We start from the raw sequence: 12,521 nt of genomic DNA on the forward strand, positions 1-12,521 counted from the left end.
ATAAGGAGAGACATCATCATGCAAAACTATCCAGTCGAAACGATTTATGAATGGCTTGACAAAGGAGCGGAAGTCATCGCACGCGATCGGCAGATCCCTTACATAGAAGGATTGGCGGAAGCCGGAGAGGCATTCTTTACAGGTTCTGCGGACCGTGGGCTTTCCGAAGAAGCCGAACAAAAGGTGAAGGATCTGATCGGCCGTGCGCGCTTTTCAGAGTGCAGTCATGAGTCGATACGGAAAGCCTTCCAGCTTGCCATACTGAAAGGCCAGAAAGATATTCCTCATCCGAACAGGCAGATGACGCCCGATACGATCGGATTATTTATCGGATATCTTGTGAACAAATTTATGGAGCGGAAAAAAGGATTGACGCTGTTTGATCCGGCGGTCGGCACTGGAAACCTGCTGCTTGCCGTTTTGAACCAGCTGGCTGAGGAAGCGGGAAAAGCGTTCGGCTCAGAGATTGATGACGTCCTGATCAAGCTGGCCTATGTCCAGGCAAACCTGCAGGAAAAGGAAATCGAGCTTTTTAACCAGGACAGCCTGCAGCCGATTTTTATGGAACATGCCGATGCGGTCATCTGCGATCTTCCTGTCGGATATTATCCTGATGACGAAAGTGCGCGCGCTTTCGAATTAAAGGCAGATGAAGGCCACTCTTTTTCACACCATTTGTTTATTGAACAAAGCTTGACCTATACGAAACCGGGCGGCTATTTATTTTTTATGATTCCGAACCATTTGTTTGAAAGCGGTCAAAGCGAAAAGCTGCGTACCTTTTTAAAGAACAATGCGCATATTAATGCAGTGCTTCAGCTTCCGCTGTCCATTTTCAAAGATGAAGCACACGCGAAGAGCATTTTGGTTTTACAAAAGCATGGGGAACAGGCGAAAGCGCCTAAACAGGTTCTGCTCGCGCAAGTCCCGTCATTCGCCAATCAGGATGCGATGCTGAACATGACAGCCAAACTCGACAGCTGGTTCCAGGCTGAAAAAAGATAAGCAGATCAGAGAAGATATATTCTCTGATCTATTTTTATATTCAGAAAATAATAATTTCTTAGTGAAAGCGTTAACATGTCGGATCGTGACTTGAAATGCACTCTTTTGAGTGTTTAAATGAGAAAGGCAGATATTTTTTGAATTTACTAAGAACGATTTTATACATATTTTTTATGTTCCGGGTTGAACATAATGTCACCGGACTATAGGTAAAAAGGAGCGTCATTTTATGTCCAAAATTATTGCAATCAATGCTGGAAGCTCATCACTGAAATTTCAACTGTTCGAAATGCCCAGCGAAAAAGTATTGACAAAAGGCCTTGTTGAGCGAATCGGGCTGGATAACGGCATCTTCACGATTTCCGTCAACGACGAAAAAAAGACTGAGACAACAGATATTCCGGATCATTCCGTAGCTGTAAAAATGCTGCTGGATAAACTGACAAAATTTGGCATTATCAAGGATTTAAATGAAATCGACGGAATCGGTCACCGCGTCGTACACGGCGGCGAAAAGTTCAGCGACTCCGTTTTATTGACGGATGAAATGATCCATGAGATCGAAGAGATTTCAGAGCTTGCACCGCTTCATAACCCGGCCAATATGGTCGGAATTAAAGCGTTTAAAGAAGTGCTTCCAAATGTTCCTGCCGTGGCCGTTTTTGATACGGCATTCCATCAAACGATGCCGGAACAATCTTATCTGTACAGTCTGCCATATGAATATTATGAGAAATTCGGCATCCGTAAATACGGTTTCCATGGTACATCTCATAAATATGTGACTGAACGCGCGGCAGAGCTGCTTGGCCGTCCGATTGAAGAACTTCGCCTGATTTCCTGCCACCTTGGAAACGGAGCGAGCATCGCAGCTGTTGAAGGCGGTAAATCAATCGATACATCAATGGGCTTCACACCGCTTGCAGGTGTAGCGATGGGTACGCGTTCAGGTAACATCGATCCTGCGCTTATCCCGTTCATTATGGAAAAAACGGGTCAAACAGCCGACGAAGTCCTGAACACGCTCAATAAGAAGAGCGGTCTTTTAGGTATTTCTGGATTCTCAAGCGATTTGCGCGATATCGTTGAAGCAACTAAAGAAGGCAATGAACGTGCGGAAACAGCACTCGAAGTATTCGCAAGCAGAATTCATAAATACATCGGTTCTTATGCAGCGCGAATGAGCGGAGTAGACGCGATTATTTTCACTGCCGGCATCGGGGAAAACAGCGTTGAAGTCAGAGAGCGCGTTCTTCATGGTTTGGAATTCATGGGCGTCTATTGGGACCCTGCCTTGAATAACGTCCGCGGAAAAGAAGCGTTTATCAGCTATCCGCATTCGCCTGTAAAAGTCATCGTCATTCCGACGAATGAAGAAGTAATGATTGCAAGAGACGTCGTCAGACTGGCACACTAAAAATAAAAAAACAGCCTTCTCTTTTCAAGGAGGGCTGTTTTTTTATACATTTTCCCCTTTATAATGAAAAAAGACTGTATAAAGGAGGCTGTCTAGTCATGAGTGTTGAGGAGCATAAAAAAGAAGCGCCTGACCGCGTCAACTGCAAAGTCATTACCGTCAGCGATACAAGAACGGAAGCCACAGATAAAAGCGGCCGACTTATGAAAGAGTTTTTAGCGGAAGCCGGTCATGAGATCGTTTCCTATGAGATTGTAAAGGATGAAAAGGAAATGATTCAAAAAGCTGTGCTGGAAGGCTGTCTTGATGACCGGATCGATGCCATCCTATTAAACGGAGGGACGGGCATTGCCTCTAGAGATGTAACAATCGAGTCAATCGTTCCTCTTTTTTCGAAAGAAATTCCGGGGTTTGGAGAGATATTCCGCATGCTGAGTTATACTGAGGATATCGGAGCGGCTGCGATCCTTTCGAGAGCTGCAGCGGGTGTTATTCAAAACAAAGCCGTGTTTGCAACGCCGGGTTCAAGCGGGGCGGTTAAGCTTGCAATGTCAAAGCTGATTGTGCCTGAGCTTGCCCATGTCATCAGAGAACTGAGAAAAGATATGAAAAAATAAAGCCGGAAAGCCCTCCGGCTGAACGCTGAATATGCACTGAACTTCATTCATAAAAAATGAATGAAGTTTTTTTTATAAAAAGGTTGAAAAAACGAGACTTCCTTGTTAAAGTGTATACATATTAAATGTATTTTTATTAAATAAAACTTATTTTTATACAAAAAGAGCACCGAGATGAGAGGAGTTTTTCAAAATGACGCAAAAGAAAAAAGTGGTTTTAGCATATTCAGGAGGACTTGATACTTCTGTCGCGATAAAATGGCTGCAGGAACAGGGATATGATGTAGTGGCCTGCTGCCTTGACGTCGGGGAGGGAAAAGATCTCGCATTTGTTCAGCAAAAAGCGCTTCAAGTCGGGGCTTCTAATTCATATGTTATCGATGCAAAAGAAGAATTTGCGAAAGAGTTTGCGCTGACCGCCCTCCAGGCTCATACGCTTTATGAAGGAAAGTACCCGCTCGTATCAGCTCTGTCCAGACCGCTGATCGCCAAAAAGCTCGTCGAAGTGGCTGAGAAAGAAAACGCGCAAGCCGTGGCTCACGGCTGCACAGGCAAAGGGAATGACCAAGTGCGCTTCGAGGTGTCGATTAAATCGCTCAATCCGGATTTGGAGGTGCTGGCACCTGTGCGCGAATGGAAATGGTCTCGCGACGAAGAGATCGCGTATGCAGAAAAGCATGGCATTCCAATTCCGATCAATCTTGACAGCCCGTATTCAATCGACCAGAACCTGTGGGGCAGAAGCAATGAATGCGGAGTCCTGGAAGATCCTTGGGCCGCGCCTCCTGAAGGAGCGTATGATTTGACGAAGCCTCTTGAAAAAACACCGGATACTCCTGATGTGATCGAAATCGCTTTTGAAGAAGGCGTTCCCGTATCCATTGACGGGACTCACTACCCGCTGTCAGACTTGATTTTAAAGCTGAATGAACTGGCGGGCGCACATGGAGTGGGGCGCATCGACCATGTTGAAAACCGCCTTGTCGGCATCAAATCGCGCGAAGTTTACGAATGCCCGGGCGCGATGACTTTGATTAAGGCGCACAAGGAGCTTGAAGATTTGACATTGGTAAAAGAAGTGGCGCATTTCAAACCTATAATCGAACAAAAAATGGCTGAAGTGATCTATAACGGCCTCTGGTTTTCTCCGCTTAAAGACGCGCTTTCCGGTTTCCTGAAAGAAACGCAGAAGCATGTCACGGGCGTCGTCCGCGTCAAGCTGTTTAAAGGCCATGCGATCGTTGAAGGGCGTAAGTCCGAATACTCCCTGTATGATGAAAAGCTTGCGACGTATACAAAAGACGATGCATTCGATCATCACGCTGCAGTCGGCTTTATCGAGCTGTGGGGACTGCCGACGAAAGTAAACAGCATCGTCCAAAAAAAGGAGCAGATTAAAGCATGAAAAAGCTGTGGGGAGGCCGGTTCCAAAAAACACCGGAAAAATGGGTCGATGAGTTCGGCGCATCGATCCACTTTGACAAAACGCTTGTAAAAGAAGATATCGCAGGGTCTCTCGCTCATGCTTCCATGCTTGAAAAATGCGGCATTTTAACCGAAGCAGAAGCGGTCAAAATAAAGGAAGGCCTGACATCCCTTTTGCACAAAGCGGAAAAAAACGAACTCGATTTTTCAGTCGATTGCGAAGATATTCACCTCAACCTAGAAAAAATGCTCATTGATGAAATCGGGCCGCTCGGCGGAAAGCTTCATACGGCCAGAAGCCGAAACGACCAGGTGGCGACGGATATGCACCTGTATTTAAAAGGGCACACTGAGCATATCATCGAGCTGATTACGGCTTTTCAACACGTTCTGATCGAAAAAGCGGAAGAACACGTGGAGACGATACTGCCGGGATACACCCATTTGCAGCGGGCCCAGCCGATCTCGTTCGCGCATCATTTGCTGGCTTATTTCTGGATGCTGGAGCGCGATAAAGAACGCTATCATGATTCATTCAAGCGGATTAACAAGTCTCCTCTCGGATGCGGGGCGCTCGCCGGAACGACGTTTCCGATCGACCGTGAATATTCCGCAGACCTGCTCGGCTTTGATTCGATATATGAAAACAGCCTGGACGGCGTCAGCGACAGGGATTTCATCCTTGAATTTTTAAGCGCGAGCAGCATTCTGATGATGCATCTGTCAAGATTCTCCGAAGAAATCATTCTTTGGTGCTCGCAGGAATTTAAATTCATTGAGCTTGATGACACCTACGCGACGGGAAGCAGCATGATGCCGCAAAAGAAAAACCCGGACATGGCGGAGCTCATCCGCGGGAAAACAGGACGCGTATACGGTGATCTGATCGGACTCCTCACGATTATGAAGGGGCTCCCGTTAGCATACAATAAAGATTTGCAGGAAGACAAAGAAGGTATGTTTGATACTGTGAAAACGGTCGAAGGAAGCCTTGAGATTTTTGCCGGCATGATTAAAACGATGACAGTGAACAAAAATATGATGAAAAAAGCAACGGAGCAGGATTTTTCAAATGCAACTGAACTTGCCGACTATCTGGCGAAAAAGGGCATGCCCTTCAGAGAAGCGCACGAAGTCGTCGGAAGACTTGTCTTCACCTGCATCGAAAAGGGCATTTATCTCAGCGGCCTGCCGTTTGAAGAGTTCAAAAAGGCAAGCGGGCTGTTTGAAGAAGACGTCTACATCGTGCTCGACCCGCACCATGCCGTCGAAAAAAGAATGAGCGAAGGCGGGACGGGATTCAAAAAGGTGACAGAAGCCATTCAAAAGGCGAAGCAGTGTTTGAACAATTTTTAACACTTCCCGATTCGATTCATAACTGTGCGGCTTCATACGCAAAATAAATTTGTGAATCGAAAAGGGGTGTGGCAATGAAACAAGATCAGTCAAAACACGGATATATGTATGATGCCGACGGAGATAAAGAAACCGTTCAGCAGATCTCTGATGCTTATTTCAGCGGGTTTGTCGCGCACGATGACGCACAGCCGTTAGCTGACGCAGATAAACAATAGAAAGCTGGAGCCCGTAAGAGCGGGCTTCAGCTTTCTTCCGTCTGTCGATTGTATTCCAGCGGCGATTGAAACTTCCCGATGCTCCAAATGTGATATCCTAAGGGTTTTGTAGTAAAGTATAGGTAGATTAATGCAATCATTTGCGAATACCGAGAACCAATGCCTGGGAGGGAAAGATGTGCGCCATGCGTTAATTACTGCCGGTTCAAAAGGTTTGGGGCGTAAAGTGACGGAAGCCCTGCTTGAAAAAGGCTACTCAGTGACGGTGAATTACAGGCAAGACGAAGAAGCTGTCCGCCGCCTCAAAGAAAAATGGCGGTCATCCCTTGACCGTTTGCAGTTTGTTAAGGGTGATGTCACCAGGAAAGAAGACCTGCTCCGGATGGTGAATGCCGCTCTTGAGCGATTTGGAAAAATTGATCTTCTGATCAATAATGCCGGCCCATACATATTTGAACGAAAAAAGCTTGCGGATTATACTGATGATGAATGGTATGACATGCTTGAAGGCAACTTAAGCTCTGTCTTCCATCTGTTTAAAGCGGTTGTTCCGATCATGAGGCGCCAGCGGTTCGGCCGAATCATCACTTACGGATTTCAGGGGGCCGACCATGCGCCTGGCTGGCTGCATCGTTCCGCTTTTGGAGCGGCAAAAGTAGGGCTGGCTTCTTTAACAAAGACGATCGCCATTGAAGAAGCGGGCTCCGGCATCACAGCCAACATGGTCTGTCCAGGCAACATTGTCGGGGATATGAAAGAGGCCTCGATTTCAGAAGCGAGGGCGTCACTTGATGAGGAAACGCCGATCGGCAGGTCGGGAACCGGTGAAGACATCGCAAGGATCATCACTTTTCTATGCGATGAACATTCCGACTACATTACGGGAACAGTCATTGAAGCCACAGGCGGCTTGAATGTGATTAACCGTCATTCTCTCTAGACGTGCGAAATTAAAAAAATCAGGGGTGGATATGATGAAAGTGGCATATCATGGTCATTCAGTGGTAACAGTTGATACGGGAGATCATCAGTTGATCTTCGATCCGTTTATTACAGGAAACTCATTAACCGATTTAAAGCCCGAAGATGTCAAAGCGGACGTCATCTTGCTGACTCACGGACATAACGATCATGTCGGCGATACCATCGAAATCGCCAAGCGAAACAATTCGCTCGTTGTAGCTCCGAATGAACTCGCGGTCTATCTAGGATGGAAAGGCCTGAATGTACATCCGATGCACATCGGCGGCTCCCACCAGTTCGATTTTGGAAAAGTCAAGCTGACGCAGGCTTTCCACGGATCGGCTTATACGGAAGAAGACAGCCAAAAGATCGTCTATACCGGCATGCCGGCGGGGATCCTTCTGACTGTGGAAGGAAGGACGATTTTTCATGCCGGCGACACCGGGCTTTTCTCAGATATGAAGCTGATCGGTGAATTAAATCATATCGACCTTGCCTTCTTGCCGATCGGCGATAATTTTACGATGGGCCCTGAGGACGCCAAACTGGCCGCAGAATGGCTCAGAGCGAAACAGGTTGTCCCGGTTCACTACTCGACGTTCCCCGTCATCGAACAGGATCCGCATGCATTTGCGGACAGCCTTCCTGGAGGCGTCGGAAAAGTGCTTGAGGTCGGTGAGTCAATCGAATTTAAGTAAATTTGTTTTAGAGGGCCCGAATCCGGGTCCTTTTTTCGGTTGAACCGGTTATGCGCCTATCAAAACATGTCCACCATGATATAATGTAGGAATCGGATTCATCTTGGAGGGTGATTATGAGGGTATTGAAATACGCGATTTTGGGGCTCCTTGATCATGGGAGTTTAAGCGGCTACGATATGACAAGCCGGTTTAAAGCCGAATTGGGCCAATTTTGGAGCGCCAAGCACAGCCAGATTTATCCCGAGCTGAAAAAGCTGACGGATGAAGGATTTATCGAATTTGAAACGGTGATCCAAGGCTCAAAATTAGAAAAGAAAATGTATTCCATCACAGAAGCCGGAAAGCGTGAACTTCACGGGTGGCTTACGGAATTTAAGCCGGTTCCAGATACGGTAAAAGATGAATTTATGCTGAAAGCTTATTTTATCTCTTCGATGGAACCTGATGAAGCGAAAAGGCTTTTTAACGATCAGCTTCAAAAGAGACAGGAAAAAGCTGCTTTTTTAAACACCAAGCTCGATGAATTGAAGCGCGAAGCGGGTGATTCAATAACGTTCCGCTCGCCTCATTTCGGCCATTACCTTGTATTGACCCGGGCGCTTGAGCGGGAAAAAGGCTATTGCTCATGGCTTGAAAAAGCGCTTCTCCTGATGGAGGATGATAAGGCTTAGGCGGGCATGATGTTGTGAAGGCGGATTGCGGTTCAATCGCACAACGATTTATAATAAATATATCTAGCAGTCAGAGGATGAAGGTGAAACGATTGGCGACAAAACACGAACAGATTTTAAAATATATTGATTCTTTGTCTGTCGGCGAAAAAATCTCCGTCAGGCGGATTGCCAAAGAAATGAAAGTCAGTGAAGGAACTGCTTACAGAGCGATAAAAGAAGCCGAGAATAAAGGGTTTGTCAGCACGATTGAAAGGGTCGGAACGATCAGGATCGAGCAAAAGAAAAAAGAGAATATTGAAAAACTGACATATGCTGAAGTGGTGAATGTCATTGACGGCCATGTGCTTGGCGGAAAAGCAGGGCTTCATAAAACGCTCAACAAATTCGTCATCGGAGCGATGAAGCTTGATGCGATGATGAGATATACCGGAGCGGGCAACCTGCTGATTGTCGGCAACCGAATCGATGCGCACCGCCAGGCTTTGGAAGCGGGTGCTGCCGTACTGGTGACGGGCGGTTTTGATACGGAGCCGGAGATTATTGAGCTTGCCGACAGGCTCGAGCTCCCGGTCATTTCTACAAGCTATGATACGTTTACTGTAGCGGCGATGATCAACAGGGCGATTTATGACCAGCTCATCAAAAAAGAAGTCGTGCTTGTTGAGGATATTTTGACTCCTTTAGAAAAAACAGTCTGCTTATCACCTCATGAAAAGCTGGAAAGATGGTATGAGAAAAACTTTGAAACTGGGCACGGACGCTTTCCCATCGTTGACGAGCAGATGAAAATCCACGGCATTTTAACTTCGAAGGACGTTGCCGGATATGACCGCAGTGTATTGATTGAAAAAGTCATGACGAAAAACCCGATTACAGTGATCGGAAAAACGTCTGTTGCTTCAGCCGCGCAGATGATGGTCTGGGAAGGGATCGAAGTGCTTCCCGTCGTTGACGAGCGGCAAAAGCTGATCGGCATGATCAGCAGGCAGGATGTATTAAAGGCGCTTCAAATGATCCAAAAACAGCCGCAGGTCGGAGAAAAACTCGATGACATCGTGACCGGCGGTTTCAAAGAATCGGACCATGACAAAAACAAGCCGGCTCCGGTCTATCAATACGAAGTAACGCCGCAAATGACAAACCACTTGGGGACGATTTCCTACGGCGTGTTTACGACGATTTTGACCGAAGCTGCAAACCGCTTTTTGCGGTCGCGCAAAAAAGGCGAGCTCGTGATAGAGAGCATGACGATTTATTTTTTAAAGCCTGTGCAAATGGAGTCTGTCATTGAAATAAAACCGAACATTCTCGAAGCCGGGAGAAAGTTCGGGAAAATGGATATAGAAGTTTTTCACCAGGGTGCTCTAGTCGGCAAAGCGATGATGATGGTTCAGCTGATGGAAAGAAGCTAAGGGACGCGGTCGGTGTCCCTCTTTTCGCTTATGCGTTCTCCCGTTCGTTTTCTTTCGCAAGCAAAGGGACATAGTGCTTATAGGCCTTGTAGCCGGCCCACATGCTCCCGAGCCCGGTCAGCATAAAAATAACGCCGATGACGACAGCCAGCGTGCCGCGGTTTAAAATCAGCTGATTGGCGCCGAAGAACATGATAAACAGGCCCAGACTCATGCTTGACTTGGCCGAATAGTATTCCCGTTCAACCGCTTTTTTGGTGCGCACATACCTTACTTTGAAGTACACATAAGCTATCGCTGAAACCACAATAAAAAAAACAAAAAACGGCATAATCGACATCCTCCATTGTAAGTTTTACAAACCCATTGTATACATAATCGGGTTCGCTTTCTACAATAAAAAGTCATAACTTTCACTTTCCACCAACAACAGATTATGATTTAATGGTTAAAAACAAAGTAAAGAAGGGGCGCGTCATGAAAAAAGAAATCATCAGAACCATATCATTATATGACACGATCATTATACATAGACATGTGAGACCGGATCCTGACGCCTACGGATCCCAATGCGGCCTTACGGAAATCCTGAGGGCAACCTACCCCGAAAAAAATATTTTCGCGGTCGGAGCTCCTGAACCTTCTCTCGCTTTTTTGTATACCCCAGATGTGATTGAAGACCCGGTGTATGAAAATGCACTTGTCATCGTTTGCGACACGGCAAATCAAGCGAGAATTTCAGATTCGCGCTACAACCTGGGCGACAAGCTGATCAAAATCGACCACCATCCGAATGAAGACCGGTACGGCGACCTTTTATGGGTGGATACGAGTGCGAGCTCGACGAGCGAGATGATTTACGAACTGTACTTAGCGGGTAAAGAACAAGCGGGATGGGCGCTTCCAACAAAGGGCGCCGAACTGATCTATGCCGGCATTGTGGGGGATACAGGGCGCTTCTTATTTCCGAACACGACAAAAAAGACATTGAAATATGCCGGAGAGCTGATCGAGTATCCTTTTTCTTCCCAGGCGCTTTTTGATCAATTATATGAGACGAAATTAAATGTTGTGAGGCTGAATGGCTATATTTACCAGAATGTTTCTCTGTCCGAAAACGGTGTTGCGTCGGTTTTCATCACCCGCGATATTTTACATCAATACAATATTACGCCGTCTGAAGCTTCACAGCTTGTCAGCACGCTCGGCAATATTTCGGGGATCAAAGCATGGGTGTTTTTTGTGGAGGAAGCCGATCAAATCAGGGTAAGGCTTCGTTCAAAGGGGCCGATTGTCAATGAAGTCGCTAAAAAATACAACGGCGGGGGCCATCCGCTCGCAGCCGGCGCTTCCATCTATGACTGGAAAGACGCTGATCTTGTCATCGCTGACCTGGAGCGTATATGCAAAGAAAACAAATAAGAGGGGAAGTCCCTCTTTTTTGTGCAGTTCAACTGCAAGCGCTTGCATTGCATCTTGCAAAAAAGTAAACAGCAGCAAAGTGTAAGCGGATCATTTTACGCACGACAGCTGCTGTTTATTCAGGTATAAACCATGATCCGATATCTGTTACATCCTCATAAACATGGATGTTTTGGGCCTTTAACTCTTTTTTGATAAGGGACGCGAGACTTTCAGTTTCCGCATAAGCCGAGTAGCCCAGCTTGATCCGGTTGACTTTATCTCTTGCCAGCTGATGGTAACTGTAAATGTACATTCTGCTTTCCTCCCTTTTTAAAAAAACTTACATATCGCTTACTGTCAGTTTAAATTAAAATATGGAAAAAAGCGACGAATGCATGTGAATCGTAAAAAAAAATCCATAATTTTTATTCGGAAAAAGAGATTTTGATTTCAACGGAAAGCCGCGTATAAATCGTCAGTTCGGTGACTTTCGCCTTGTACTTTTTATCGTTTATCGTATACTCTTTATTTTCAATCGTCCGCTTTAAAAGCTCCTTCGTCCGGTAGACGCTTTCGATATCCTTTGTAATGACATCTGAAATGTTATCCCGGATATGCTCCTCAAAGTTCATCATGTCCGGCTGTGACAGCTTGTATTGCTTGCCGTTGATCAGCTTGACGTCGACGCTTTGAATCAGCAGTTTTCTTTTATTGTCTTCATTCAGCTTATGCAGATCCTCGCGGTAAATGGTGATCTGGTCATTTAAATCATTGATGCGCTCTTTCTGTTCCCTGATCAAGACGACCTGCTTCTCCTGAAAGGTTCCGTATGTAAACAGGAACACGAACCAGCTGATGATGGCTCCGCACATCATTCCCGCAAAAAAACGCTGCCACCCAGGCTTTTTATAATATGGAGGGATTCTCATGAGGAAATATGCTCCTGTGTGAGCCAGTTGATGATCAGATAACCGGTCTGCGCTCCTCCCATCGCCGAAAGAATCAGGAGAAGCTGTTTTACGATGTCTCTCGTATTGCCTTCGATAATGCCCCTTTCAAAGCTGTAGACCGCATCAAACGTGCCGCCGATTGCCGCAACCAGCGCCCAGATTTTCAGGCGGTTTGCGAGACTTGTAATGATCGTTAAAGGCGGCTGCCCCGACAGATAGGCGCCGATCCCCCCGATTAAACAACCGCCGAGAAGCACTCCAAGCGCAATAAAATAACAGCTGATAAAGTTTGGGAAAAAGGGCTGTTCAGGATCCATTCCGATCACCTCACCTTATCACACTATATGGATAAAGAAAGACAAGTATGATTGTTGATCAA

Annotated in this window: 15 protein-coding genes; 11 read left to right on the forward strand and 4 right to left on the reverse strand. The window is 46.2% G+C overall.

All coding sequences use genetic code 11. From position 1 onward, the window contains the following. The first annotated feature begins 18 nt into the window (after window positions 1–18). From ACVC9U_RS03920 to ACVC9U_RS03965, 10 genes are all read left to right on the forward strand, one after another. Window positions 19–1,005 carry a class I SAM-dependent methyltransferase gene (locus tag ACVC9U_RS03920; RefSeq protein ID WP_003184373.1) on the forward strand — a complete coding sequence of 329 codons (987 nt, stop codon included), beginning with the start codon at window positions 19–21 and terminating at the stop codon, window positions 1,003–1,005. A gap of 229 nt (window positions 1,006–1,234) precedes the next feature. Continuing rightward, window positions 1,235–2,422, forward strand: coding sequence for an acetate kinase (locus ACVC9U_RS03925; protein WP_441390138.1), 1,188 nt, complete (start codon window positions 1,235–1,237; stop codon window positions 2,420–2,422). A gap of 98 nt (window positions 2,423–2,520) precedes the next feature. Next, window positions 2,521–3,039 (forward strand): MogA/MoaB family molybdenum cofactor biosynthesis protein, encoded by a 519-nt coding sequence (locus ACVC9U_RS03930; RefSeq protein WP_075752489.1) that lies wholly within the window; start codon window positions 2,521–2,523, stop codon window positions 3,037–3,039. A gap of 193 nt (window positions 3,040–3,232) precedes the next feature. Next, on the forward strand, window positions 3,233–4,444 hold the full coding sequence (locus ACVC9U_RS03935) for an argininosuccinate synthase (protein ID WP_003184365.1): 1,212 nt from the start codon (window positions 3,233–3,235) through the stop codon (window positions 4,442–4,444). Next, a complete protein-coding gene (gene argH / locus ACVC9U_RS03940) occupies window positions 4,441–5,820 on the forward strand; it encodes an argininosuccinate lyase (protein ID WP_009329372.1) in 1,380 nt (459 codons plus the stop codon). The genes ACVC9U_RS03935 and argH overlap by 4 nt, the downstream gene beginning before the upstream one ends. A gap of 74 nt (window positions 5,821–5,894) precedes the next feature. Next, a complete protein-coding gene (locus ACVC9U_RS03945) occupies window positions 5,895–6,038 on the forward strand; it encodes a hypothetical protein (RefSeq protein ID WP_003184361.1) in 144 nt (47 codons plus the stop codon). A gap of 178 nt (window positions 6,039–6,216) precedes the next feature. Beyond that, window positions 6,217–6,978, forward strand: a complete 762-nt coding sequence (locus ACVC9U_RS03950; RefSeq protein WP_009329371.1) for an SDR family oxidoreductase — start codon at window positions 6,217–6,219, stop codon at window positions 6,976–6,978. 34 nt (window positions 6,979–7,012) lie between these two features. Continuing rightward, complete coding sequence (locus ACVC9U_RS03955) at window positions 7,013–7,699, forward strand: metal-dependent hydrolase (protein WP_009329370.1); 687 nt, start codon at window positions 7,013–7,015, stop codon at window positions 7,697–7,699. A gap of 116 nt (window positions 7,700–7,815) precedes the next feature. Next, window positions 7,816–8,373 carry a PadR family transcriptional regulator gene (locus ACVC9U_RS03960; protein ID WP_003184355.1) on the forward strand — a complete coding sequence of 186 codons (558 nt, stop codon included), beginning with the start codon at window positions 7,816–7,818 and terminating at the stop codon, window positions 8,371–8,373. A gap of 92 nt (window positions 8,374–8,465) precedes the next feature. Next, window positions 8,466–9,788, forward strand: a complete 1,323-nt coding sequence (locus ACVC9U_RS03965; RefSeq protein ID WP_011198192.1) for a CBS domain-containing protein — start codon at window positions 8,466–8,468, stop codon at window positions 9,786–9,788. A gap of 28 nt (window positions 9,789–9,816) precedes the next feature. Here the strand turns inward: ACVC9U_RS03965 and ACVC9U_RS03970 are convergent, their stop codons facing one another. Beyond that, window positions 9,817–10,119, reverse strand: coding sequence for a YtpI family protein (locus ACVC9U_RS03970; RefSeq protein ID WP_003184352.1), 303 nt, complete (start codon window positions 10,117–10,119; stop codon window positions 9,817–9,819). A 146-nt stretch (window positions 10,120–10,265) separates the two neighbouring features. Between ACVC9U_RS03970 and ACVC9U_RS03975 the strand changes: the two genes are divergently transcribed. Then, window positions 10,266–11,210: a DHH family phosphoesterase gene (locus tag ACVC9U_RS03975; protein ID WP_011198191.1), complete on the forward strand. Its 945-nt coding sequence runs from the start codon at window positions 10,266–10,268 to the stop codon at window positions 11,208–11,210. Window positions 11,211–11,325: 115 nt separating this feature from the next. Here ACVC9U_RS03975 and ACVC9U_RS03980 read toward each other — a convergent pair whose 3' ends face one another. The 3 genes from ACVC9U_RS03980 to ytrH all read right to left on the reverse strand — a co-directional run bounded on the left by ACVC9U_RS03980 (window position 11,326) and on the right by ytrH (window position 12,459). Then, window positions 11,326–11,505: a YtzJ family protein gene (locus tag ACVC9U_RS03980; protein WP_003184347.1), complete on the reverse strand. Its 180-nt coding sequence runs from the start codon at window positions 11,503–11,505 to the stop codon at window positions 11,326–11,328. A 112-nt stretch (window positions 11,506–11,617) separates the two neighbouring features. Beyond that, on the reverse strand, window positions 11,618–12,121 hold the full coding sequence (gene ytrI, locus ACVC9U_RS03985; RefSeq protein ID WP_003184345.1) for a sporulation membrane protein YtrI: 504 nt from the start codon (window positions 12,119–12,121) through the stop codon (window positions 11,618–11,620). Next, the gene (gene ytrH, locus ACVC9U_RS03990; protein WP_003184343.1) at window positions 12,118–12,459 is read right to left on the reverse strand and encodes a sporulation membrane protein YtrH; all 342 of its coding nucleotides are present in this window, start codon (window positions 12,457–12,459) and stop codon (window positions 12,118–12,120) included. The genes ytrI and ytrH overlap by 4 nt, the downstream gene beginning before the upstream one ends. Between the last annotated feature and the right edge of the window lie 62 nt (window positions 12,460–12,521).

The organism is Bacillus sp. GM2, from assembly GCF_056155945.1.

Excerpts from the sequence above, each read along its gene's own strand:
- ACVC9U_RS03920 (WP_003184373.1), top strand. The coding sequence starts at position 19 with ATGCAAAACTATCCAGTCGAAACGATTTATGAATGGCTTGACAAAGGA.
- ACVC9U_RS03925 (WP_441390138.1), top strand. The coding sequence starts at position 1,235 with ATGTCCAAAATTATTGCAATCAATGCTGGAAGCTCATCACTGAAATTT.
- ACVC9U_RS03930 (WP_075752489.1), top strand. The coding sequence starts at position 2,521 with ATGAGTGTTGAGGAGCATAAAAAAGAAGCGCCTGACCGCGTCAACTGC.
- ACVC9U_RS03935 (WP_003184365.1), top strand. The coding sequence starts at position 3,233 with ATGACGCAAAAGAAAAAAGTGGTTTTAGCATATTCAGGAGGACTTGAT.
- argH (WP_009329372.1), top strand. The coding sequence starts at position 4,441 with ATGAAAAAGCTGTGGGGAGGCCGGTTCCAAAAAACACCGGAAAAATGG.
- ACVC9U_RS03945 (WP_003184361.1), top strand. The coding sequence starts at position 5,895 with ATGAAACAAGATCAGTCAAAACACGGATATATGTATGATGCCGACGGA.
- ACVC9U_RS03955 (WP_009329370.1), top strand. The coding sequence starts at position 7,013 with ATGAAAGTGGCATATCATGGTCATTCAGTGGTAACAGTTGATACGGGA.
- ACVC9U_RS03960 (WP_003184355.1), top strand. The coding sequence starts at position 7,816 with ATGAGGGTATTGAAATACGCGATTTTGGGGCTCCTTGATCATGGGAGT.
- ACVC9U_RS03970 (WP_003184352.1), bottom strand. The coding sequence starts at position 10,119 with ATGCCGTTTTTTGTTTTTTTTATTGTGGTTTCAGCGATAGCTTATGTG.
- ACVC9U_RS03975 (WP_011198191.1), top strand. The coding sequence starts at position 10,266 with ATGAAAAAAGAAATCATCAGAACCATATCATTATATGACACGATCATT.
- ACVC9U_RS03980 (WP_003184347.1), bottom strand. The coding sequence starts at position 11,505 with ATGTACATTTACAGTTACCATCAGCTGGCAAGAGATAAAGTCAACCGG.
- ytrI (WP_003184345.1), bottom strand. The coding sequence starts at position 12,121 with ATGAGAATCCCTCCATATTATAAAAAGCCTGGGTGGCAGCGTTTTTTT.
- ytrH (WP_003184343.1), bottom strand. The coding sequence starts at position 12,459 with ATGGATCCTGAACAGCCCTTTTTCCCAAACTTTATCAGCTGTTATTTT.